This window comes from Paenibacillus sp. M-152, assembly GCF_003856555.1.
Classification (GTDB): domain Bacteria; phylum Bacillota; class Bacilli; order Paenibacillales; family Paenibacillaceae; genus Paenibacillus; species Paenibacillus polymyxa_C.
This window is the reverse complement of the sequence record NZ_CP034141.1, coordinates 2,732,064-2,754,885: the sequence shown is the minus strand read 5'-3', so window position 1 is coordinate 2,754,885 and position 22,822 is coordinate 2,732,064. Positions and strand designations below refer to the sequence as shown.

Here is a 22,822-nt window from a genome sequence, read left to right as displayed (position 1 = left end):
TCATAGATTACTTGATTGGAACCAAAATATATCAGTCCTGAAAGTATCTTTACGTATCAAGGATTGTAATGCAACTTATTAGCTGTACTTTCTCGCTTTCAACATTACAAAAATTGACATTTACAATGAAAATAAGTAGTATAAATAGAAAGATTTGTACAAAAAAGAGTCCTTTCCTCATTCCCCTCTATTCAAATTCTTGATCCTACCTATCTTATTTTAAGGAGTGAAAATGCTATGCGCGCACGAACGTTAAAAGCGAATACAAGGAATGTAATCGGTAGCTATTACAAATGGATCGCAGCTGGTATGATTGTAACTCTCACGGGATGCTCGTTTGCATCCGCCGCTCCTTCACCCTCACTCTCATCCTCAAGTAAAACTAGTGAACCTACCTCCTCCCTGGTTACATTTCAATTGCAAGAGGCTACGATTGCTCAGATGCAGGACGCGATGAAGTCAGGAGCACTATCGAGTGTCGAGCTCACAGCCATGTACCTTAACCGGGTATATGCCTATGATTCTAGTGGCATTCGGCTGAATTCCATCCCTGTTCTGAATCCTGACGTACTAAAAGAAGCCGCTCAGGCTGATCAGCAAAGGGCTCAGGGGATTAATACCGGGCCTCTGCAAGGCATCCCCTACACGGTTAAAGACAGTTACAAGGTTAAGGGACTCACTGTTGCTTCTGGATCTCCGGCTTTCAAAAACCTGATGGCAAAAGATGATGCCTTTACAGTAGAGAAGATACGAAAGTCCGGTGGGGTGCTCATTGGTAAAACCAATATGCCGCCAATGGCAGCCGGTGGAATGCAAAGAGGCGTTTATGGTCGTGCCGAAAGTCCGTACAATCCAGATTATTTGGCTGCAGCCTGGTACTCTGGCTCCTCTAACGGATCTGGCGTGTCAACAGCCGCCAACCTCGCTGCCTTCGGTATGGGGGAAGAAACGGTATCCTCTGGAAGATCACCAGCTTCGAACAATGGTTTAATTGCCTACACCCCATCGCGGGGCCTAATCTCCATTCGGGGGAATTGGCCGCTCTTCCCTATACGGGATGTCGTTGTTCCACATACGAGAACTATCGAGGACATGCTCCGCCTGCTTGACGTGATTGTTGTTGAGGATAAGATCACCAAGGGCGATTTCTGGAGAGAACAGAAAGCTGTTCGGCTCCCTTCTGTCAACAGTGTCCGTCCCAATTCCTATTTAGAGCTGCGAGATACTCAAGCTTTGAAAGGCAAACGCATTGGTGTTCCAAAAATCTATATCGGTAAGGACCCTGAAACCACAACTCCGATTAAATTCAGACCTTCAATACAGGCATTATGGGAAAAAGCTGTAAAGGATTTAACTGCTCTTGGAGCTGAAGTTGTGGAAGTTGACTTCCCTTTGCAAGTGAACAGCGAGAAGGACCGACCAACAGCGAAAACACCTGAAGAACGCGGTTTGATGCCGGCAAAGTGGGCTGAAAAGGAATTCGGGCTGCTTAATCCTTATGTAGCTGAGGAATTCCTTAAAAGTGTGGGCGATCCGAATTTCCCGTCATGGGCTAATATCGACCCTGCAACCGTCTTTCCGAATCCGCCCGGTTCAGTTGATGCCAAACGTGGCAGAGACCTTGGTCACTATGACGTATTCATTGACACAATAAAGAAAGGCGTCACCCCTTACGAACAAATTCCTCAGTTTCAAGAAGGGCTACGGGGGCTTGAAAATGTACGAAAGATTGATTTTGAAAATTGGATGAAGCAAAATAACCTTGATTTTATAGTTTTCCCGGCCAATTCGAATATCGGCAAAGCGGACTCCGATGTGAATGAAACATCCTATGAGGAGGCTTGGGAGAATGGCAACTATTTCTCCAATACGAATTTCCTTCTACGCGAGTACGGAATCCCGAGTGTGTCTGTGAGTATGGGTGCTATGAAAGATACTGGTATGCCCGTCAACCTGACGATAGCAGGTGCCGCATATAGCGATAACGACCTGCTTCGATACGCTTATTCCTATGAGCAAGCAACCAAAAACCGTCCTATTGCAACACGCACGCCAGCGCTTGAGGATGAAACCTTTTCCTATAACCCACAAACTGCTCTCCCACCCTCTAAACGCAAGGAAACAGAAGCTCCTGCACTTAAGTTGAATGCTTCGCTCAAGGGCGATATTCTCGCTTTGAAAGGTTCAGTCACAGATCAAAGTGAAATCGCTCAGCTCAAAGTTTATGTCAATGGCATGCGTGTCGCTATTACAGAAGATAAAGCTAATTGGTCAGCAACACTTCCAACTACGATATACAAACAGAGTGGTGCCTCCCAAGCCGATACACTGCATATTCTTGTGCTGGCGAAGGATATTTACGGAAATACCTCTGCTCAAATCAAATCTGTCACATTACCCCAATGACGAAGGACATCATAGAACATAAATTAACAAACTCCCTAGCTGCTTTCCCAGTATAGGGAGTTTGTCTTCAAATCCCATCATTGTTTAGCCTACAAGCTTTAGTCCAAATCATGAGTATGAAACTTACAAAAATAGCAACCAAAGTCCCTCCCCACTCTAACCATCCACTGGCATGTTTCAGCCCGATAACCCATGCAACTTCAAATAATACCGCAATTACAACAGATAACCATGTCTTGTTCATTTTGTACTTCCTCCTTTTTGATAACGTTGCAAATGTAATATGGATCTAAGCAGCAATTAAAAAAAGCCTGAGATCATACTGCATACAGCAGTTTTTCTCCCAGGCTTTTATCCTTCCGTGACACAGTGCAACGACTGTGAGTTTTCTCTCGGACCAGCCGATATGACATCGCGGAACCCTAGAAAACATTTTTAAATTCAATTATAGTATCATTGATTTGGTCATTATGAAATCAATTTGTTCTTCATCCCCCATATAAAAAGAGTGTGCACCCGTTTGAACAAACCCCATTTTCTTATAAAAAGCAATGGCATTTTCATTTTTTTCCCATACCCCGAGCCAGACCTTCTTTTTATTATGTCCCAGTGCAATTTCCATAGCTTTATTTAACAGATATTTACCAAGCCCATGTTTTTGAAATTTGTTTTTGATATAAATCCTCTCAACTTCGAGTGACTCATCACCCATTTTTTCGGATTGGGCATCATTTATATTTACTTTTAAAAATCCAGCAAGTTCTTCATTAAAATAGACGAAAAAGAATTCTGAAGAGACATTGGACAATTCCTTCTCTAACTGTTTCGAGTTAAATGCTCTTTCCAGATAGGCTTGCATATTTTCAGGTGAATTTTGTTCTTTAAAAGTATCGTTGAATGTTTCAATGCTTATTTCTTGGAGTGTTTGTAAATCTGCACGGCTGCATTTGATAATTTTCGCATTCATTATAAATTTATGCTCCTTCATATAAATCAATTAGTAATTTCTTTTGTTCCCTTTTTTCACAAATTCCCATTCATCGCTTATATTTTTTCTTACTCTTTGAAGTAGATTAAAAATGGTGTTTACTTCACTTTCCGAAAATCCCGCTAAGGCAACATTATCCGAATAATCATGTTCTCTTTTTATGAAAGTATAGACATTGTTCCCCTTTTCTGTTGGAAAGAGTTTATTAATTTTTTTGTTATGCTGATCCTCTTTCTTTTCAATAAACCCATTAATTACAAGTTTTTGGATAGCACGAGATGCGGTTGTTCGATCTACTTTTATCATCTCAGCTAACTTTTCTTGAATGATTCCTGGGTTTTCACATATTCGTACAAGGTATAAATACTGTCCTTTTGTAAGGTCATATTCTTTAAATTCAATATTACTTATCGAATCTAATGCTCTGGCTATCATCCCAATTTCACGAAGTACTTCCTTCATAATGAACTCCTTTGCCCCTATTTTGTTGCAAATGCAATAAACATGGTATATATTTAATCTACCCTAACTTTGTTGCATTTGCAATATAAAATTATATTAAAGAGGTCGAGTAAAGTGAAATATGTTTTTTTTGTAATAGGTATTTTTATATTATCCCTTGGTATTTCTTTCACTATACAATCAGACCTTGGGACATCACCTTTTGATGCACTTTTGGTAGGACTATCCACAAATGTGGGGCTTACTGTAGGAAGTTGGGAAATCATAATGGCTTTGATTTTGATCTGTTGTAATTCACTTTTAAATAGACAAAGACCAGAAGTTCTGGGGTTGTTAACAGCATTTATAACGGGGATTGGTATTGATATGTGGCTTTTTTTATTGCAGGATGTGTTAACGCCTGAACTATGGTACAGCAAAGTTGTTTGTTTTGGAATTGGTTTAATTGTTGTTGGATTAGGAACTGCAACATATTTACAGACAAACTTTGCGCCCATTCCAGTTGACCGATTAACAATAATCGTACAGGAATTAACTAGAACAAATCTATTTTTTTCAAGAACATTCATTTACCTCATATTCTTGGTCATAGCGTTCATTTTAAATGGACCCATTGGCATCGGAACTTTGTTAACTGTTGGTCTAGGGGGGCTAATACTCAATTATTTCATGCCCCTCACTGGAAAAGTATTAGATCGCACCTTAACACACTCTGGTACATCACCAAATCATGATAAAGACAAAAAGCATTCAACTAACCTGATCTGAAGGCGTAATATCATTACATTAATTTCGAAACAGAATCTTTATTTTCAATTTTAAGTTTCTCTAGAAGAATTGGTACAGTTATTTGTTTCTTAATTGGTACTTTAATTGTGTCTTATTCATTTTTATAATGTGTTTGTATTTTGAAGGTCAATTCATAAAGGAGTGTAACTTTATGTTCCACGGATTATCTGCTTTTCCACTCACACCGGTTAATGAGACAGGCATTGACGAAAAAGCATTTGTGACGCTGATTCAACGATTAGTTACAGCTGGTGTAGACTCAATTGGTGCATTAGGTTCAACTGGAAATTATGCATATCTTAATCGAGAAGAACGTTTACGTGTTCTTCAACTTGCTGTCCACTCAGCCGAGGGGATTCCCGTGATGACAAGTATAAGTGCGATTCGTACCTTAGAAGTACTTCGATTAGCGGAAGATGCACAAAGAGCAGGAGCAAGTGCAGTGCTGCTAGCCCCCATCTCCTATCAAGCACTAACGAATGAAGAAGTATTTTCACTTTATGAACAGGTAACCAGTTCACTCTCCATTCCACTTTGTGTCTATGATAATCCGGGTACCTCCCATTTTCATTTCAGTGATGAATTGCACGGACGAATTTCTGAGTTACCTAATGTTGGTTCGATTAAGATTCCCGGAGTGCCTACTGATCCCGAAGCAGCCAAGACACGCATCAAAAAACTACGAGGGTCGATTCCTCCCCACGTAACTATAGGAGTAAGTGGAGATTCATTTGCAGTCACCGGCTTGAATGCAGGTTGTGAAGCATGGTTCTCAGTTCTTGGCGGATTGTTCCCAAAGGCGTGTCTAAATATGACCCGATTGGCCCAGGACGGTTTTGCTGACGAAGCAGAACGACTCTCGGCACTACTTGAACCTATTTGGACGTTATTTCATCAATATGGTAGCCTTCGTGTTGTTTCAGCAGCAGCAGAAATAAGTGGCTTGATCTCAAGTCCCAGTCTTCCTTTACCCTTACAACCATTGAATCCATCAGCTAGAGAACACTTGAAACTCATATTAAACAATCTTCAGGAATGAATTGTTTCTTTTATTATCGAAAAAAGAGCGGAATCTCAACATGTATCTAAATTCCGCTCTTTCAGCATGGAGGCGCTACTTTAACTTAGGGCTGTTTTCTTATCGAATCCGTCCAGAGTGCATCCACAGGCGGTAATTCGTTCCCTTGTGTCATATATATCCGGTCGACTCTGAGTTGCGACTTTCGAGCTAAGATCGAAAACAGATGATCACCACGGGTCAATTCCAAATCCGACAGTAAACACCAATAGTACACTTGAGCTGTGTTATACGTATGCAGTGTGCCCTGGCCCAGTTGTTCGGATAAAGGTCTCACTACGCCGTCCAGCGATAAGTAGCATGAATCGGATTGGCCGTTATGATGTCGAACCAAAATCCAAATATGGTAATTACCTGAATTCGTGATGTTTATTTTGTAATGCATCCCTGGAGCAATCTCCGGGTTCTCCCACTGCCTTCCAGGCTCAGAGACATGCATGGCGAAACCTGTTCTTCCATTGGTTTCGGCCTGTACGTGGCTCCAATCAATAGCATTACCGTCTTTACTGGACGTGAGATACGCATTTTTAGAGTTTTCCAATGCATATTCGGCTTCGATCGCAACGATGCTGTTTGATTCGATAAACATACCCGCACCAAATTCTTTTATAATATCCTTTGTACCGTCAGCATCACAGATGTCCACATAGCGTTTGTCCCCCAACATGGTCTGCGGAACATCAAAACATTTCAAGAAGATCTCATCGATGGTAGCGTAAAAATCTCTTGTGGCATAAAGAACGACGGGGAGAGGTACTTCATGCTCTCCAGTTTCGTAAAATTGATTACATAATTGTTCGATTTCATTCCAATTCACAGTAGGACTTTCCAGACCGTGATCGGTAACCAACCTATGATAATGCTGACTGGCAATCGGTCCTAAATTGCACGTTTTTTGCTCATTCGTATATATCACTAACTTGTTAATCGTGACATAAGGATCTACCATATAAATTCTTAAGGCATGTATACCGGAAGCTAGGTAGGGCAGCTCCACTCTTATCTTCTCACCGTTATTAAAAACGGATTCCTGCCAGGTGCCCAGCCACTCGTCACGAGTCTCTGATTCTACCAGAATAGGTGCTATATCATCGACTCCGATACCGAAACGAATGTTGCCTGTCGAATTTAAAGTAAGAAAACGGTGAATCTCTAAGGTAAACTGCCCAGCCTCTTTCAAAAAAATATCGTATCCTAAATATGGATGATTCTTAAGCTCTCCTCCAAGGGGTCGTAGTTCACCGTTCCAGGCCATCATCGCGGCTCCTTCATATCTTCCCATCCCCGGTATGACTACCCAACCAGACTTATCTGTCGAATCTGCACCGGGAACATTATGGTCGTAGGAGGCTGCTGGGATAGACACATACCCGTCTGCCTCTATATGTCCGTAAAACGTTTCAGGAACATTTACACCTTCCTCAACTTGCACCTTTATTGGAACAGAAGTCATATCTTTATGGTTTCGGACGGTCAGTTGTCCAGTCTTTCCAGCATGCTGATGCGGATCAATGATCGAGACAAGAATTCTTTTCTCCGTTTGGATCAATCCTTCACTTTCGGAAAGAATGATCCAATCTTCGCCTTCCATTACCTCAATCGTGAATGGAATAGTCCCGTTCCCCTGGTTTCCAATCTCAAACCATTTTTGTTTTTGACCATGGATGGAAAAGCGCAGTGTGGTTTCTTCATTCCAAAGGTCGATTCTCATGCCACCCTGAGCAATTTTCAATGCGGGCTTTCGCGCAGGATACAAGGCGGTAGGCGGTGGTGGAAAGCTTTCCGGTGTGAGGATTCCATTCCACTTGCCTTCACTCATTTTTGCATTATAGAAATGAAGCATTCTTCGCTTGTAGTCCGCCATTTTTATCGAAAGCTCCACATATCGGTCAGCAGCCTGCATGTTTCCGCGCTCGTAAGAAAGCGTGCTTCTGTCGGCAAAATAAAACTCATGGTTGGTATAATATGACGCGTGAATTTTCATGAGAAACATCTGGAAAAATGCAGCCCGCTCCTGGACCGGAAGGCTGTACATTATGGCATTGCCTCGACGAAAAATATCCTCCAGCCGCATTAATCTACGCCCTGCTTCATCACCTAATACAGTTTGTGAAAACACATTGGATTGCATATGTTCGATCTTTCGTACGTTAGTGACCTGTGCAAATGTCTCATATAATTCCGCAACTTCAGGTCCGTGGTTGCCGGAAAAATTGGCGTTTATCCAAGATTCAACGAATTGGGATGCATTCTTGGTCATTCCTTCCTCTTTGCCGGCTTCCCAGCCAGATCGCAAAAAGAATTCCATATCCTGTTCAAGGGGCTTCAACCCGCCAACATTCAGAATCCACAATTTTCGAATTCCCGATTCATACGATTTTTTCAATTCATTTTCTGTATGGGCCAATGGAATTGAATTGATAAAGAGATAGCTCATCCCCGTTCCTGGAGCTGCCCAGTAAGAGTTGTGATAATACAAACCGTTGCCTCCACTGCGTTGACGTTCCTTCTCATTCGGGTATCGGCGCATATGCCCAAAGTTATCGTTTGCCCAAATGAGAGTCACACCTTCAGGTATATCAAGACCTCGGTCATATAGCTCTAGTACTTCTTTGTACGGGATAAATGTCTGTAATGAAGCATTTTCTTTTGATTCGCCGATCACGTCCTTGAGAATTTGCTTTTGATCTTGTATGACCTTTCCTAGCAGAGAACACTTGGCTTCTGCCCGTTCTTCCTTAGTCATGGAATTGTCCTCATCAATGGCCTGCGTATAAAATCCCGAATCATGGATTCCACGCATGCCAACCGTATAACACACTTCGTAATTTTTATTCTTCTCGACACTTTCCCGCCAATACTCCTGTAGAATCTCGCGATTTCGGCCTTCGATGGAATAATCGTATGAGGCGTCGTCATAACCCTTGGCTGCAAGCCATGGCTCCCATTCATTCTGGTTGCTGCGAAGCAACATATCGCAATGCGACGTGCCTACAACAATCCCCATTTTTTCAGCGAGTGCTCCATTTTCGGGATTCTCATTAAAATAATTCACATGCATGGCAGGCCAGATGAAATTGGCCTTCAGTCGAAGTAAAAGTTCGAAAATGGATTGATACGCGGCAGGCCCGATGGTGCCATCTTGCGTATGAATCTTGGCCCAGTCATCAAGCTCTTCCTCATCATTCAGGAAAATTCCCCGGTACTGAACCGCTGGCCAATCTGCTTTGGAGTAGTCCAAAGGCAGACAAAATACATCGTAGGTTTTCACCGGTACATCTGCCCAGTAATACCACGGAGACACACCCATTGCCTCGCACAAGTCATAGATTCCGAAGATGGTACCGCGCCTGTCGGTTCCTATGATATATAAGACACCGTCAATGACTTCCTGAAGAAACGCTTCCCACCGATATGAGCCATCCTCCAGCGCTAGTTTTTTCAGCGATACCCCTTTTTCTTGCAGATAAGCGAGTAACGGCTCATTGTCTGTGATCGTGCCGATCACGATGCTGCTTTGATCCATTTCTTTTGCTCGCAATAGCTTACAACCGCAAACCCAATCAATATCTCGCATAAGATTGCAAAAGGCAAGATGCACCGCGCTGTTTTCCGTTTCGGAAACAAAAACAGGCACCGTGTGATTTCTTTTCAACAGTTCAAATTCATTCTGGGTTCCTTGGTGTGATTTCAAGTGTCTAACCTCCTCATGTGGTCCATTCGGAAGAAAATCTGGTAGCTAAACTATACCTGAATACCAAGCAATAATCTTTTAATATGTTGCCGAATTATCGATTTGTTATATTATATTGCTATAGGATGGAGGTTGAGCGATGATTGCTGATGTAAGTCATATGCATCCCCTATTTTCAATCGAGTATGTCGTCCATGATGCAGACCACAACATGACCAATTTTCATTATCACGATGCATATGAACTTTATTTTCTAGAAAAAGGGTACCATCAGATTTTGATCCAGGACTCCATCTATGACATTGAGCTGCATGATGTTGCACTGTTCAAACCAAATTTGTTCCATAGAAGCTACCAAAATCAAGGCTGTGCCAGAACATGTGTCTATTTCACGGAGCGTTTCTTGCGATTATATTTTACGGAGCGGGCGATAAAATCTTTATTAGGCTGCTTTAACACAGAAATCATCATCTCTTTGAACCAAGAAGTGTTTGCGAAAGTGAAAAGGCTATTGAAATCCCTGGAGAAAGAAAACGTCTCGGGTGAGAGTGATCGTATTTTTATACTTTTAGCTGAACTGTTATCACTATTAAATAATAATAAGGATTCCCAAACCGTGGAGCAGCAGTCTTCCAAGTATGCTAACTTTGGACCTATTCTGTCGTACATCAACCAAAACTATAACAAAATCACTAAAATCGAAGATATTGCAAAGTCGTTTTACATGTCCAAATATTATTTGTGTCATCGTTTTAAAGAAGTCACGGGACTTACGGTTATTCAATATTTAAATAATATTAAGATTCAACATGCTTGCAACTTGCTGATCAATACAAAGTTAACGATACTCGAGATTGGTAACGAATGTGGCTTCAACTCGTCCATGTATTTTTGTAAGATCTTTAAACAAACGATATTCATGACACCTAGCGAATTTAGAAAGAAAGCTAGATAAGATCATCTGTTATCGTTTTAGACTAAAATTCATGACAGCTTGTGGGACGCGTATAAGCGTAATACGGGCTTATCTTCCACCGAAAAGAGGAATGTAAATTGACTAGTCTTCCCCTGCATCCGGCTTTGTCCGGAAAAACAGTTGTGGTAACCGGCGGTTCCGGCGTGTTGTGCAGCTCCATGGCCAAGGAGCTTGCCCGCCAGGGTGCCAAGGTCGCCATTTTGAACCGTACTGCTGATAAGGGCGAATTGATAGCAAAGGAAATTTGTGAAAGCGGCGGAGAATCCATCGCGGTTGCCTGCGATGTGACCGATGTCGAAAGCGTGAAGCAGGCTGAGGAGAGGGTCCGCCTCCTGCTCGGTCCGTGCGATATTCTAATCAATGGAGCAGGCGGCAACCACCCCAGTGCGAATACGAGTCTGGAGACGTTTCATCCTGAAGATCTGAACCAGCCTGGAATCACTACCTTTTTCGATCTCAGTGTGCCTGGCTTCCGCAATGTACTTGATTTAAATTTTATCGGGACTTTAATCCCAACACAGATTTTTTCCAAAAGCATGATCGGGCGACCCGGCGCTGTGGTCCTTAACATATCCTCCATGAGCGCTCCCAGCCCGATGACCAAGGTTCCCGCCTACAGCGCTGCCAAAGCCGCCATCAACAACTTCACCCAGTGGCTGGCCGTACATCTAGCCGAATCCGGCATTCGGGTGAATGCCATTGCCCCCGGATTTTTCCTGACAGAGCAGAACCGACAATTGCTCACCAACGAGGACGGCTCGCTTACCGAGCGCTCGGCCAAGATTATTGCCCACACCCCAATGCGCCGTTTCGGTGAACCTGAAGACCTCCTCGGAACGCTGCTTTGGCTGGTCGATGAAACCGCTTCCGGTTTTGTGACAGGTGCAGTCATTCCTATCGATGGTGGTTTCATGGCCTATTCGGGGGTATAGAATCTTCATTTTCCAGCCCTTGCCCTTCTATTTTACAATTGCGAACCGGCAAGGGGCTTAGTGTGTCAACAATGCCTTATCTTGTATACAAGATCTCGAATTCCTTTGGAAACCCTTTAATTCCAACCACCACTTGACGGCAAACAACTAAACTCATAAACAAAAAATGAATAACACACACCAGCATTATTTCTTGATATAGTCAGCGAACTGCCGGAGAAATTCGAGAGAATGTATATCCTTTCTGAGATGATGGTGAACCAGATCATCCATTTTGCTCGTTTCCTGATTCAACATATATTCAAGCATGGTTTGGTGCTCATGCCAGATTTCCATCAGCTTCCCTGCTTGCAGCATATGAAGCTTGCGATATCTGATATAGTGAACATTTGATTGCTGAATTAGCTGCCAAAGAAATTCTCGGCCTACCAATTGGAACATAGTTTGGTGGAACTGATCGTCCAAAATGAGAAATTGATCCGTAGCATGATCTTCATCAATGACAGCCCTCTGTCTGTCCAGAATTTCGCTCAGCTTCTGTATATCGCTTAATGCAAATTGCGTAGAAAGCTCCTTCATAATCTCTTTTTCCACTGCGCTTCTCAAGTAGCTCATTTGTTCTACGGACTCCAGATCGATATAAGAGACAATGTTCCCCTTTTTGGGATAAATATCAATATAAGATTCCAGTGCAAGCTGCTTCAATACATCGCGCAGCGGAGTTCTGGACAACTGGAAGCGTTCTGACAAGGTCGTCTCGCTGAGCAGAGTACCAGGCTTTAAGATCATCGACAAAATATCATTTTTCAAAAGCTGCTTGATTTCTTCCTTTGTAAACATATCATTCCTGCCTTCACTTTATAAATCTAGACTTATTATAAAACATTTTGATGTGTTGACCCCCTCTAAAATTGTCATTGACAAGGGCAAACTTTGTACTTTATGATCAAACCGATCTTGTATACAAGATCACCAATAAAATCAGGGAGGGTATCTTTATGAACATGACCTGGAGATGGTATGGAGAAGGCAACGACAATATTACACTGGATCATATCCGGCAAATTCCGGGAGTTATGGGTATTGTCTGGTCTTTACATGATAAGGTAGCTGGTGAAGTATGGGAAATGGAACGAATTGAGAAGGTAGCTGAGCAGATCACAAGCAAGGGCTTTAGTACGGCGGTCGTAGAAAGTGTAAATGTCCACGATGATATCAAAATCGGCCTCCCATCCCGCGATCAATACATTGACATTTATATTGACACCATTCGCAAATTAGCCAAGGTGGGAGTCAAGGTGATTTGCTATAACTTTATGCCTATCTTTGACTGGACCAGAACAGAGTTGTATAAAGAACTACCTGATGGATCTAACGCTCTGTTTTATGAGAAGGCTGCCATTACCGATAATCCCCGCCAAATGGTGGATCGGATTCTCAAGGGAGCAGGGAAGTTCACGATGCCAGGCTGGGAACCTGAGCGGTTGGCGAGACTGGATGAACTGTTTGCTGCTTATGCGGAAGTCACTGAAGACAAGCTGTTTGACAATCTAAAGTATTTTCTTGAGCGCATTATCCCCGTCTGCGAGGAGGTTGACATCAAGATGGCCATTCATCCTGATGATCCGGCATGGCCCATCTTCGGGTTACCGAGAATTGTTCGGCGTCGTGAGACCATCCGGCGTATCCTGGATGCAGTGAACAGTCCATATAATGGTCTAACCTTCTGCACAGGCTCACTGGGGACTAATCTTGAGAATGATTTGCCAGCTATGATTCGGGAGTTCCATGATCGTATTCATTTTGCGCATATTCGTAATGTTAAGGTGTTCGAAAATGGCGACTTTATTGAAGTGTCACACCGTGGAAAGGACGGAAGCGTCGATGTACCGGAAGTAGTTAGAGCTTATTACGAGAACGGCTATCAGGGATATGTGCGCCCAGACCATGGCAGACATCTATGGGGAGAAGAAAAGAATTGTCGGCCAGGCTACGGTTTGTATGACCGTGCACTGGGAGTTATGTACTTGCTGGGTGTCTGGGATAGTCTGGCTCAAAACAACAAGGGAGTGAATTAGATGCTCCAGCTTAACCGGAAAAGCCTTTTAGACAGGACGGCCTGGGAAGCAGCAGGTATTGAACTGCCAAAATATGATTTGGAGCTTGTAGCCCATAATACCCGAGTTAGACCGCAATGGGTGCATTTCGGCGCAGGCAATATTTTTCGGGGGTTCGTAGCCAATGCACAGCAACAGCTGCTGAATAGTTTGAAAGCGGATACAGGTATAATTGCGGCCGAAGCCTTTGATTTTGAAATGATCGACAAAGCCTATAAGCCTTACGACAATCTAACCCTACTGGTGTCGATGAGTGCAGACGGAAGATTTTGCAAGAGTGTGGTCGCAAGCATCGTTGAAGGTCTCGCAGCAGAGCAGAATCGTCCGGACGACTACCTCCGTCTGATTGAAATATTTGAAAATCCGACTCTGCAGATGGCCAGCTTTACTGTCACGGAAAAAGGATACGTCCTCACCGGGCCCGACGGTAAGTATCTGGCTGTTGTAGAGAGGGATTTAGCGAATGGTCCTGAACAGCCAGTGCATGTGATGAGCATAGCTACTTCGCTTGTCTATCAGCGTTATCTGAAGGGGCAGCTTCCAATGACCTTTGTAAGCATGGATAATTGCTCCCATAACGGCGATCTGTTAATGGATAGTATGATTACTATCGCCAAGGAGTGGAATCACAGAGGTCTAGTTGAGAAAGGGTTTGTAGACTATCTGCAGAATGAGGAGAAAATAACCTTCCCGCTGACTATGATTGATAAAATCACCCCCCGCCCTTCCTTACAGGTACAGTCTGCTCTTCGGGAGCTGGGGTTGGTCGACATGGAGATGATCGTTACCACCAGGCATACGTATACGGCCCCCTTTGTCAATGCTGAGGTTAGCGAGTATTTGGTCATTGAAGACAAGTTTACAAACGGGAGACCTGCCCTAGAGGAAGCTGGCATCATCTTCACGGATCGGGATACGGTGGACAAAGTGGAGAAGATGAAAGTGACTACCTGTCTCAATCCGCTACATACAGCGCTGGCCCTCTCCGGGTGTCTACTAGGGTATCAACTCATTGCAGATGAAATGAAGGATCACACCTTGCGTCGTCTGGTGGAAACCATCGGCTACAAGGAAGGCTTGCCTGTTGTGGTTGATCCCGGAATTATCCAACCGAAAGCATTCATTGACGAGGTATTGCAGGAACGCTTCGCCAATCCCTATATTCCGGATGCACCACAGCGGATTGCAACAGATACATCTCAAAAGATGAGCATCCGTTTTGGGGAAACCATAAAGTCTTATGTTAGCACAGCAGGTCTTGATCCTGCCAACTTGACTGCTATTCCCTTGACCATTGCGATTTGGTGTCGCTATTTGCTGGGACTGGATGATCAAGGAGCTCCCTTCACACTCAGTCCGGACCCGTTACTGGATACATTACAGGGATATTTACAGAATACGAAGCTAGGCGATCAGACCTCCGAAATTCGCTACCTCCTTGAGGATGAAAAACTGTTCGGCGTCCGATTATATGAGATTGGTCTGGGCGACAAGATTGAAGCCATGTTTCATGAAATGCTGGCAAGTCCCGGAGCAGTCCGAAGTACGATAGAGAAGTATGTGAATTAGAACTTATATTAAAGCAATCCCCCTGCTACGAAACTTTGGTCAGGGGGATTTGTAATTCTCATAACGACCGCAACTTTTCCTCCCAAACGCATGAAAGATCCCTCCAATGTTTTTAATCAACCGTTCATTTGAAGGATGGACCAACTTCTAAATCAAAGTCAATTGTACGAAAGTATATAGTGCCTTCAAGATAAAACTGATGTGTATCACGTTGATAAGGAGCATGACGCATATTATTAAGAGTCTATCGATTTATTTTTACAATTTCTGTGGAATTGTATATATACTTTTCCAGAGTAATGGTATATTCTAGTAAAAACAATGCTCATATAAAAAAATATGACCTTATGGAGGGACAGGCCTTGAAGAGACTTTTCGCTTTAAGTTGTGCTTTCTATCTGTTAATCGGTGTCACCAGCGTTGTGCTGGGGGCATTACTGCCGACTTTGCTGCCTCACTATGGACGGGGGTACAGCGATGGTGGATTGCTGCTGTTCTTGCAGTTTTTCGGCTTTCTTGTCGGCGTTCTGCTCACTCCCTTCATGGCTCTACATATGGGCCGCAAGTCCATGCTTGCTATTGCCTTGGGGAGTATTGTCATCGCATGTACTATCTTGGGTGTACTGCCCTCATGGAATTGGGTCATCGCAATGGCCATCTGGATTGGCTTCGGCTCAGGCATTATTGAATCATCCATCGGAGCGTTTACAATTGAGTTTACGGAGGAGCAAAAAGCCGTGGCCATGTCCAAGCTGGATGTCTATTTTGCACTTGGTGCACTGCTTATGCCTGCCATCGTTAGCCTATATATCTGGTTTGGAATATGGAATCTAACTTTTTACACCATCTCCTTTCTTACTTTTATCCTGTTGCTATTTTGGCTTACCATGCCTGTTTCCGCCTCCACTCACCTCACACAAGCAGACATCCGCACTACTGAGCGTTCAGTTGAACAAGCTCGTTACTCAGGACAGCACCGTGTATTGCTAGGAATCTTCATTATTTTCTTCTTTGTTTATATGGGTCTTGAACTGGGGCTCATGAACTTCCTACCTTCTATTCTGACAGAAACGCTACAACTTCAGGGATCTGTTGCCTCGCTAGGTGTCAGCGTGCTTTGGATTGCAATGATCATTGGTCGTATGTTCTCAGGAAAGATTGCAGAATCAGCAGGATATATTCCTTATCTGTTATGGAGTGCAATTGGAACTTTCTGTTTTCTGGTTTTCATGGTGTTTATATCCAGCCAATGGGTTACATACCTTCTCATTTTTGGTGCAGGCATATTCATGTCTGGCCTCTTCTGTATCGCGCTTGTCTACGCCAACGTAATGATTCCAGGAATGACCGAACGGACGACCAGCATTCTGATTGCGTCAGGCGGAATTGGCGGATCGGTGCTTCAATATGTTATAGGCTGGAGCATGAGCGAATGGCCGGTGGCGGCTAGCCTCTGGATTTTAGGAGGGTTTACTCTGATTTTGCTGTTGGCACTTATTCTCACGCATCTGTGGAACAATCGGGGTAGCCGAGTAGTTGATTCACTTGCCCATCAGAGCAAGGAAGGATGACATCGCTTAGTTCTTAGGGGAGGTGAGGCCTATCGCATTTTTGCTTTTCGGGCTGATTCTGTTACTGCGGTTATCTCTCATATCTGTGAAATCGCAGAAGCACCAGATTGTGCTCCCTTGCCCATGAGGGCAAGGAAGATAAACTTCTTATTTTGGGGAGGTGAGTTCAGCCGCGTGATGCTCTAATAGGGTGGTACACTTTTATAAGATGACTTAATAAGAATGTATATTCTGATATGGAGGGTAAATATCGTGCATACGTTAACCAAAGAACGTTTCAGATATGGTAAAGGCATTACTCTGATTGACGATTCGGGCAAGGAGTATTTGGATGGCGTATCCGGCACCTTCAACTTGTCGCTCGGTTATAACCACCCTCATGTCGTCGCAAAAGTACAGGAGCAGGTCGGCAATCTTGCTCACATGTCTTCGTCTTTTACAGAGCCTTATGTCGAAGAAGTCCTAGATCATCTAATCCAGTACACCCCGAACGGTATCGACGCTGGGTGGATGAGAGATATTACCGGCTCCACAGCGAACGAATGTGCTGTGAAACTGGCCCAGAAATATACCGGAGCTACTGATATCATCAGCTTGCATCTGTCACATCATGGACAAACCCAATTCGCAACAGGCATTTCCGGCAATGCCTTCCGCCGGAAAAACTTCCCTAACTCAACTGCAGCAAACTCTCTGCATGTGCCTGCCCCCTACTGCTATCGCTGTCCCTTTAATTCTTCACCAGACAAGTGTGGTCATCATTGTATTGACGCCATATCAGACGCCATTGAGTATGCAAGCTCTGGGTCTGTGGCCTGCATGATTATCGAACCCATTCTGGGCAACGGAGGTAATATCATCCCGCCTCCAGGATATTTCAAGCGTCTCCGTCAGCTATGCGACGAGCACGGAATGATTCTGATTGCTGACGAAGTGCAGACCGGAATTGGGCGGACAGGTTACATGTTCGCAAGTGAGCTGTTTGACATCCAACCGGATATCATTACTCTCGCCAAGGGTCTAGGCGGTATTGGTGTCCCGGTTGCGGCGGTCTTGATGCAGTCTCGTCTCGATGTCCTGGAGAAGCACGAGCATTCCTTTACCTCGGGTAGCAATCTGATCTCGGTCACGGCGGCCAAATCCACGCTGGAGGTTGTAACCGAGCCCGGTTTTCTGGAAGCCGTCCGGTCCAAAGGAAGCCTGCTAGGATCCCTGCTGACCGAGATGGCTGACAAGCATGATTGCATTGGTGAGGCTCGCGGTGTCGGACTGATGTGGGGACTGGAAATTGTAGACGAGGACGATGCCCCGGATGCAGTGAAAAGCAATGGAATTATCGATCGTGCATTTGAGGAACAGCAATTAATTCTCAGAGGTTCCCGTTACGGTTATGGCAACGTGGTCAAAGTGAGACCTTCCCTCACGGCTACAGAAGATGAGATTGTCGAAATTGTTAAACGGCTTGACACCGTTCTTGCTACCCTTCACTAACGATCTGCCCAATAGGCAAAAGGAGGAATTATTCATGCTTGCACTGGTATACAAATCAGCTTGGGATGTCGCACTTGAAGAAAGACCTATCCCGGAGATTAAAAAAGATAACGATGTACTTGTCCGAATTCGGGCGACAGGCGTATGCGGTACGGATCTAGGTATCATTAGCGGTAAATATCATGCCGTGCCGTCTACGATCTTGGGCCACGAATCAGCGGGGGATGTGATCGCTGTAGGATCAGCCGTCAGTTCACTGCAGCCTGGGGACCGTGTGGTGATTGATCCAACATATTACTGCGGTCAATGCGAAATGTGCCGGACAGGAAGACAGAATCATTGCACACATAAAGCCGTAACAGAGACCGGAGTCAGCGCCGACGGTACGTTCACCGATTATTATGTGACTGAGGACCGTTTTTTGTACAAGCTGAAGGATCATATCAGCTACGAAGAAGCGACGCTGACCGAACCGCTGAGCTGTATGCTGACCGGGATCAACCAGATTAACCTGCTGCCGAACTTCACCACTGTTATTATAGGCGCAGGTCCGATCGGGATTCTGTACAGCTATGCTCTTGCTTCGAAAGGCGTGACTGGTTGCCTTGTTGACATCTCGGAGGAACGGCTCGCCATTGCGGATTCTATTGCCCCCGAACGGTGGTCCGCGCATGCCACGCTGGAGGCGGCCATTCATAGGCTGGCTCCGGCAAAGAATCAGGTGGACATGATTGTGGATACCACAGGCGTGGTCGGCACCGAGGTACTAAGCCAGCTTGCGAGCGGCGGGTATTTGATGCTGGTGGGGCTGAGAGATGGGATAAGCTCGTTTAATCCGAAAGAGGTCGTTGACCGTAGCCTTAAAATCATCGGCTCGATTGATTCTCTGGGCACGTTCTCCACGGCGCATTATCTGATTGAGCAGCAAATCATTCCCGCCAAAAAAATCATTACCCACTCGTATCCGCTTGATGACTACCATGAAGCCTTTAAGACACTTGGATGTAATATCAGCGAGCGGACACTTCAGCCTTCGTCTCAGGCGATCAAGATTGTGCTGCAATCGAATGGCTCCGGCAACTAAATTAGCTACTAACAAGGGGGAGAATGGACATGACGAGCATTCATCATGTTACACCGACGAATCATGAATGCACAGGAGACCTATCAGCGTCCGTTCCGGTCAAAGCGGTCATTTTCGACATGGATGGGGTGTTGGTAGACAGCGAACCGATTTATTTTGAGGTTGAACGCAGCTCCTTTGCCCATTTCGGTGCACCCATGACGGAAGAAGAGCATCACACCTATGTTGGAGTGACACTCGAATCCATGTGGCGTCAAGTGCTGGACAGGCATCAACTTACTAATACATTGGAAGAGGCACTTGCCTATCACCGAAAAAATGTGATGCAGACCATAACAGCATATGAGGGCCTGATGGCGATCGACGGACTGGAACGGTGGCTGGACTGGTTACGGGAAAAAGGAATTCCGATTGCAGTAGCCTCTTCCTCTCCGCGGTCGCTGATTGATCTCATTATGGAAAAAACGGGACTTGGCCGTTACTTTGATATTCGAATCACTGGAGAAGAGGTATCCCAGGGTAAACCGGCACCAGACATCTTCCTATATGCCGCCGAACTACTTGGCATAGCCCCGGACCATTGTATTGTTATTGAGGATTCACGAAATGGTGTTCATGCAGCCAAGAGTGCTGGTATGCGCTGCATTGGTTTACACACCCCAGGCTCGGGCCAGCAGGATTTATCCAAGGCAGATTACCGTATTTCCAGCTATGATGACCTGTGGGCGCTTAAAGAGAGCTTGCCATTCGGGGAATAGTTGTCTGCCAAGAGAAGGGCTGTAAGATGCTGGAAGGCATATCTCCTCTATAAATATATTAAACCGCCTGATCTTTAAAATGGATAATGACAGATATAATTATGCCCCATAGAGTACATAGTAGAGTATGTCATTTAGACTACCCTGTGTGTACTCTATGGGGCGTGCTTTACATCAAATATTTTTCAACCTCATGTCTGTTGCGTAAAAAACTGAACTTAGGAAAGACAAAATCGGAGTTTTTAGAGTATGTATTTTATTGTGTCAAGTAGTAGTTTTCCGCTTTGGTCTTCCTTATCAGTCCCGGATTTCACACCAAAATACACATCTTCCCTTTTGGGTCTATTACAATATATTTTATTATGAGACACCTACTCTTAATCATTATTTCATGTGCATATAAGCTAGTTTATCGTATCTCATATTGCTGTGCTCAGCTGTGCATTCGTTCTTCAATGATGTTCTACAGGAGGATCACTATGAAGGTCTTGGTCCCGCTCTGTAAAGTGCCAGCGAGTAAAGGTAACCTCAAAGCCCTCACGGGTTGGCGAACAGGTATATGGACCTGCCTGATTTCCAGTGGTGTAGGGAAAACGCGCCACACGAATCGTTCGCCATCCATGATTCTCCGTCCGTGCGCGAATGACCACAGCATCCTTGATGATGGAAGCGCGGAGGGTGACTTCTTCACCAACCCACTCCGGCACAGCCGCAAGCGACCAGTCAGAATACCCAGCGGTTACGACTGTGGAAAGCTGAGGAATGCCATCATTGATTTCTATCCCCGCTTTAATCCATTGCTCGGGGCCATGGTATAACAAAATACCTGCCTGATCATAAAGCTCCGTAAAGGATGCGAGTTGAAACGATACTTCCACCGCCGTGTTGTTATTCCAATCCGATAATAAAGCGGACCCATCTTCAAATTCAAAACCATATAATGTCTTTTTCCAAAAATCTCTTCCCTTTTCAGGCGCAACCTTAAGGAAATCTCCTTCTTTCCGGGCATATAGAGGTGAATTGATCCAATTCCCTTCCTCCCATTCCATTCTCTTTTTAGTCATCTTTTTGTCCTCCTTTATTCAAATAAATTTGTCGTTCTAATCAAACATCAGATACCAATAGATCGCGATCTCGTCACTTTCTTTATCTAGGCCTCTGTAGACGTAGGAGTCGAATCCACCGATCACAAAACCGTAACTTTCATAGAATTTACAAGCGCGAACATTATTACTTTGTGTCTCCAGCATGATTCCTGGCATTCTGCCATCCTTCCCCCAGCGTTTAGCCTGTTCGATTAGTTCCTTACCGATACCGAAGCTTCTATATAGCTTGTCGACTTTGATATCTTCCACATATGCATACTTATTCCAATTCCTTTTCAGAACAATTTGACCTACGACTTGATTATTTACGAGCGCTAAATATATGATCTGATCGGGATTGTCGATATAATTCGAATAATCCTCAACTGTGTCTTCCTCAAACTGATCATCATCGTAGCTTTTTTTACTAATAGGCCTCTCCTTCACCGTATATTCGATTTGCTGTCCCGTTAATTGCAAAACAAGGGTAGAATCCACGATAAAGCTACCATCAATGTTTGTGCTACACTCACCGTCCTCAGCCTTCACTTCTCTGATTAAAATATTCATTTTCGTATTCGTTCTCCTACAGTTTTATAAGGTGCGAATAGAGATGTGAACACCTCCCCCATCTTGAAGCAAAATCAAGTTGCATTACTGCTGCAACATTCTTCAAATCTACATCAGTTTAACGCTGTTCCGTTCTAACCATTATAACAATATTTCGCCATTTTCTGTCTAATCCCTTTACTTTATAGACCATTAAATTCTCTTTAAGATGAACAAAGTCTTCCGATGTTCCCTCAGATGAAAGCTTCCGTATCAAGGTATTCTAGCTGGTCTAATCCATCAAACATGTTAAACCTTCTCCCATTCCCGTTTTCGCTCATGAAGTGAGCTAGTAATAATACGGTCCAGCAGCTGCGTAAAGGTTATGCCTGCTGCAGCTGCACTCTTCGGAAGTAGGCTGTTAGCGGTCATTCCGGGTAAGGTGTTTACCTCCAAAACGTAAGGTACATCCTGGCACAAAATCATATCGATCCTTGCATACACCTTGCACTGCAGCAGCCGATAGCTGGCAAGCGCCGTCTCGCGCACACGCTGCTCAATAACGGGAGGAAGCTGGATCACCTTCTCCTCAGCACCGCCGGTCTCATATTTCGCTTTATAGTCGAACCATTCAGAATGGGCAGAGCGAATCCTGATAATCGGTAATACCTCGCCATCCACAATTGAGCAGGTAAGCTCCGTCCCTTGAATAAAAGGCTCAACCAAAATCGTCTGATCCAAAGCACAAGCCTTCTGAATAGCCGAGTGAAGCTCCTTCTCATTATGCACAAGCTGGATGCCGATGCTGGATCCTCCCATATTCGGCTTCACAATAACGGGATAACCCAACTGCTCTACCGCTTGCTGATCATAATCGCCCATTCCCTGCCAGCAGAGGCCTGCAGGCGTAAGCACCCCTGCCGACTTCAGCAGCATCTTGGACAGCTGCTTATTCATGCACAGGCTGCTTGCCAGAACACCGCTCCCTGTATAGGGAATGCCCAGTGTCTCCAGCGCTCCCTGCACCGTGCCATCCTCGCCATATTGGCCGTGCAGCGCTAACAGCGCAAAATCGATGTCTGTGTGCTGAACCTGTGCGATTAAATCCGCTGGCTGATCGATCACAATTGGAACCACCTCATAGCGGCTGCGATCCAAATGATTCAGCATCTCTTGACCTGTCTGCAGAGAAACCTCACGCTCAGTGGAAGTCCCCCCCATAATAACGCCAATCTTCATCATGACACCCCATTTTCTTAAAAAATCATAGTGC

The 22,822-nt window shown here is 44.5% G+C and carries 18 protein-coding genes, 1 pseudogene and 1 riboswitch; of the genes and pseudogenes, 11 read left to right on the top strand and 8 right to left on the bottom strand.

Annotated features, from left to right (window positions below):
• Positions 1-237 precede the first annotated feature (237 nt).
• Positions 238-2,406 carry an amidase gene (locus EGM68_RS12350; RefSeq protein WP_129549272.1) on the top strand — a complete coding sequence of 723 codons (2,169 nt, stop codon included), beginning with the start codon at positions 238-240 and terminating at the stop codon, positions 2,404-2,406.
• Between the two features lie 106 nt (positions 2,407-2,512).
• Here the strand turns inward: EGM68_RS12350 and EGM68_RS12345 are convergent.
• From EGM68_RS12345 to EGM68_RS12335, 3 genes and pseudogenes are all read right to left on the bottom strand, one after another.
• Positions 2,513-2,650, bottom strand: a pseudogene (locus EGM68_RS12345) (DMT family transporter); the annotation flags it as partial.
• Between the two features lie 94 nt (positions 2,651-2,744).
• Positions 2,745-2,843: riboswitch (guanidine-I (ykkC/yxkD leader) on the bottom strand.
• Positions 2,844-2,851: 8 nt separating this feature from the next.
• Positions 2,852-3,373 carry a spermidine/spermine N(1)-acetyltransferase gene (gene paiA, locus EGM68_RS12340; protein ID WP_102163756.1) on the bottom strand — a complete coding sequence of 174 codons (522 nt, stop codon included), beginning with the start codon at positions 3,371-3,373 and terminating at the stop codon, positions 2,852-2,854.
• 30 nt (positions 3,374-3,403) lie between these two features.
• Positions 3,404-3,856 (bottom strand): MarR family winged helix-turn-helix transcriptional regulator, encoded by a 453-nt coding sequence (locus EGM68_RS12335; RefSeq protein WP_129549271.1) that lies wholly within the window; start codon positions 3,854-3,856, stop codon positions 3,404-3,406.
• 114 nt (positions 3,857-3,970) lie between these two features.
• Here EGM68_RS12335 and EGM68_RS12330 point away from each other — a divergent pair, with 114 nt between their 5' ends.
• Both EGM68_RS12330 and EGM68_RS12325 read left to right on the top strand, forming a co-directional pair.
• Positions 3,971-4,624, top strand: coding sequence for a YczE/YyaS/YitT family protein (locus EGM68_RS12330; protein WP_129549270.1), 654 nt, complete (start codon positions 3,971-3,973; stop codon positions 4,622-4,624).
• Between the two features lie 172 nt (positions 4,625-4,796).
• Positions 4,797-5,684 (top strand): dihydrodipicolinate synthase family protein, encoded by an 888-nt coding sequence (locus EGM68_RS12325; RefSeq protein WP_129549269.1) that lies wholly within the window; start codon positions 4,797-4,799, stop codon positions 5,682-5,684.
• Between the two features lie 85 nt (positions 5,685-5,769).
• Here the strand turns inward: EGM68_RS12325 and EGM68_RS12320 are convergent, their stop codons facing one another.
• On the bottom strand, positions 5,770-9,417 hold the full coding sequence (locus tag EGM68_RS12320; RefSeq protein ID WP_129549268.1) for a glycosyl hydrolase 115 family protein: 3,648 nt from the start codon (positions 9,415-9,417) through the stop codon (positions 5,770-5,772).
• A 139-nt stretch (positions 9,418-9,556) separates the two neighbouring features.
• Between EGM68_RS12320 and EGM68_RS12315 the strand changes: the two genes are divergently transcribed.
• Both EGM68_RS12315 and EGM68_RS12310 read left to right on the top strand, forming a co-directional pair.
• A complete protein-coding gene (locus EGM68_RS12315; protein WP_058712353.1) occupies positions 9,557-10,372 on the top strand; it encodes an AraC family transcriptional regulator in 816 nt (271 codons plus the stop codon).
• 98 nt (positions 10,373-10,470) lie between these two features.
• Positions 10,471-11,325, top strand: a complete 855-nt coding sequence (locus tag EGM68_RS12310) for an SDR family oxidoreductase (protein ID WP_129549267.1) — start codon at positions 10,471-10,473, stop codon at positions 11,323-11,325.
• Between the two features lie 186 nt (positions 11,326-11,511).
• Here the strand turns inward: EGM68_RS12310 and EGM68_RS12305 are convergent, their stop codons facing one another.
• On the bottom strand, positions 11,512-12,165 hold the full coding sequence (locus tag EGM68_RS12305) for a GntR family transcriptional regulator (RefSeq protein WP_058831429.1): 654 nt from the start codon (positions 12,163-12,165) through the stop codon (positions 11,512-11,514).
• Between the two features lie 158 nt (positions 12,166-12,323).
• Between EGM68_RS12305 and uxuA the strand changes: the two genes are divergently transcribed.
• The 6 genes from uxuA (at position 12,324) to EGM68_RS12275 (ending at position 19,915) form a co-directional block, all read left to right on the top strand.
• On the top strand, positions 12,324-13,403 hold the full coding sequence (uxuA, locus tag EGM68_RS12300; protein ID WP_129549266.1) for a mannonate dehydratase: 1,080 nt from the start codon (positions 12,324-12,326) through the stop codon (positions 13,401-13,403).
• Positions 13,404-15,011 (top strand): mannitol dehydrogenase family protein, encoded by a 1,608-nt coding sequence (locus EGM68_RS12295; protein WP_040101343.1) that lies wholly within the window; start codon positions 13,404-13,406, stop codon positions 15,009-15,011.
• Positions 15,012-15,373: 362 nt separating this feature from the next.
• A complete protein-coding gene (locus EGM68_RS12290; protein WP_129549265.1) occupies positions 15,374-16,582 on the top strand; it encodes an MFS transporter in 1,209 nt (402 codons plus the stop codon).
• Between the two features lie 222 nt (positions 16,583-16,804).
• Positions 16,805-18,073 (top strand): aspartate aminotransferase family protein, encoded by a 1,269-nt coding sequence (locus tag EGM68_RS12285; RefSeq protein WP_481855621.1) that lies wholly within the window; start codon positions 16,805-16,807, stop codon positions 18,071-18,073.
• Between the two features lie 34 nt (positions 18,074-18,107).
• Positions 18,108-19,157, top strand: coding sequence for a 2-amino-2-deoxy-D-mannitol dehydrogenase GutB1 (gene gutB1 / locus EGM68_RS12280; protein WP_129549263.1), 1,050 nt, complete (start codon positions 18,108-18,110; stop codon positions 19,155-19,157).
• Positions 19,158-19,186: 29 nt separating this feature from the next.
• A complete protein-coding gene (locus tag EGM68_RS12275; protein WP_129549262.1) occupies positions 19,187-19,915 on the top strand; it encodes an HAD family hydrolase in 729 nt (242 codons plus the stop codon).
• 452 nt (positions 19,916-20,367) lie between these two features.
• Here EGM68_RS12275 and EGM68_RS12270 read toward each other — a convergent pair whose 3' ends face one another.
• The 3 genes from EGM68_RS12270 to EGM68_RS12260 form a co-directional block, all read right to left on the bottom strand.
• Positions 20,368-20,979, bottom strand: coding sequence for a DUF1349 domain-containing protein (locus EGM68_RS12270; protein ID WP_013371156.1), 612 nt, complete (start codon positions 20,977-20,979; stop codon positions 20,368-20,370).
• Between the two features lie 36 nt (positions 20,980-21,015).
• Entirely contained in the window at positions 21,016-21,570 is a 555-nt protein-coding gene (locus tag EGM68_RS12265; protein WP_129549261.1) for a GNAT family N-acetyltransferase, read from the bottom strand.
• A 288-nt stretch (positions 21,571-21,858) separates the two neighbouring features.
• Positions 21,859-22,788, bottom strand: a complete 930-nt coding sequence (locus EGM68_RS12260; RefSeq protein WP_040101347.1) for a D-alanine--D-alanine ligase — start codon at positions 22,786-22,788, stop codon at positions 21,859-21,861.
• Positions 22,789-22,822 lie beyond the last annotated feature (34 nt).

What these genes read in the sequence shown, in the direction of transcription:
- EGM68_RS12270 (WP_013371156.1), bottom strand. Translation starts at nt 20,979, where the DNA reads ATGACTAAAAAGAGAATGGAATGGGAGGAAGGGAATTGGATCAATTCA.
- paiA (WP_102163756.1), bottom strand. Translation starts at nt 3,373, where the DNA reads ATGAATGCGAAAATTATCAAATGCAGCCGTGCAGATTTACAAACACTC.
- EGM68_RS12350 (WP_129549272.1), top strand. Translation starts at nt 238, where the DNA reads ATGCGCGCACGAACGTTAAAAGCGAATACAAGGAATGTAATCGGTAGC.
- EGM68_RS12260 (WP_040101347.1), bottom strand. Translation starts at nt 22,788, where the DNA reads ATGAAGATTGGCGTTATTATGGGGGGGACTTCCACTGAGCGTGAGGTT.
- uxuA (WP_129549266.1), top strand. Translation starts at nt 12,324, where the DNA reads ATGAACATGACCTGGAGATGGTATGGAGAAGGCAACGACAATATTACA.
- gutB1 (WP_129549263.1), top strand. Translation starts at nt 18,108, where the DNA reads ATGCTTGCACTGGTATACAAATCAGCTTGGGATGTCGCACTTGAAGAA.
- EGM68_RS12335 (WP_129549271.1), bottom strand. Translation starts at nt 3,856, where the DNA reads ATGAAGGAAGTACTTCGTGAAATTGGGATGATAGCCAGAGCATTAGAT.
- EGM68_RS12295 (WP_040101343.1), top strand. Translation starts at nt 13,404, where the DNA reads ATGCTCCAGCTTAACCGGAAAAGCCTTTTAGACAGGACGGCCTGGGAA.
- EGM68_RS12285 (WP_481855621.1), top strand. Translation starts at nt 16,805, where the DNA reads ATGTATATTCTGATATGGAGGGTAAATATCGTGCATACGTTAACCAAA.
- EGM68_RS12305 (WP_058831429.1), bottom strand. Translation starts at nt 12,165, where the DNA reads ATGTTTACAAAGGAAGAAATCAAGCAGCTTTTGAAAAATGATATTTTG.
- EGM68_RS12265 (WP_129549261.1), bottom strand. Translation starts at nt 21,570, where the DNA reads ATGAATATTTTAATCAGAGAAGTGAAGGCTGAGGACGGTGAGTGTAGC.
- EGM68_RS12325 (WP_129549269.1), top strand. Translation starts at nt 4,797, where the DNA reads ATGTTCCACGGATTATCTGCTTTTCCACTCACACCGGTTAATGAGACA.
- EGM68_RS12275 (WP_129549262.1), top strand. Translation starts at nt 19,187, where the DNA reads ATGACGAGCATTCATCATGTTACACCGACGAATCATGAATGCACAGGA.
- EGM68_RS12315 (WP_058712353.1), top strand. Translation starts at nt 9,557, where the DNA reads ATGATTGCTGATGTAAGTCATATGCATCCCCTATTTTCAATCGAGTAT.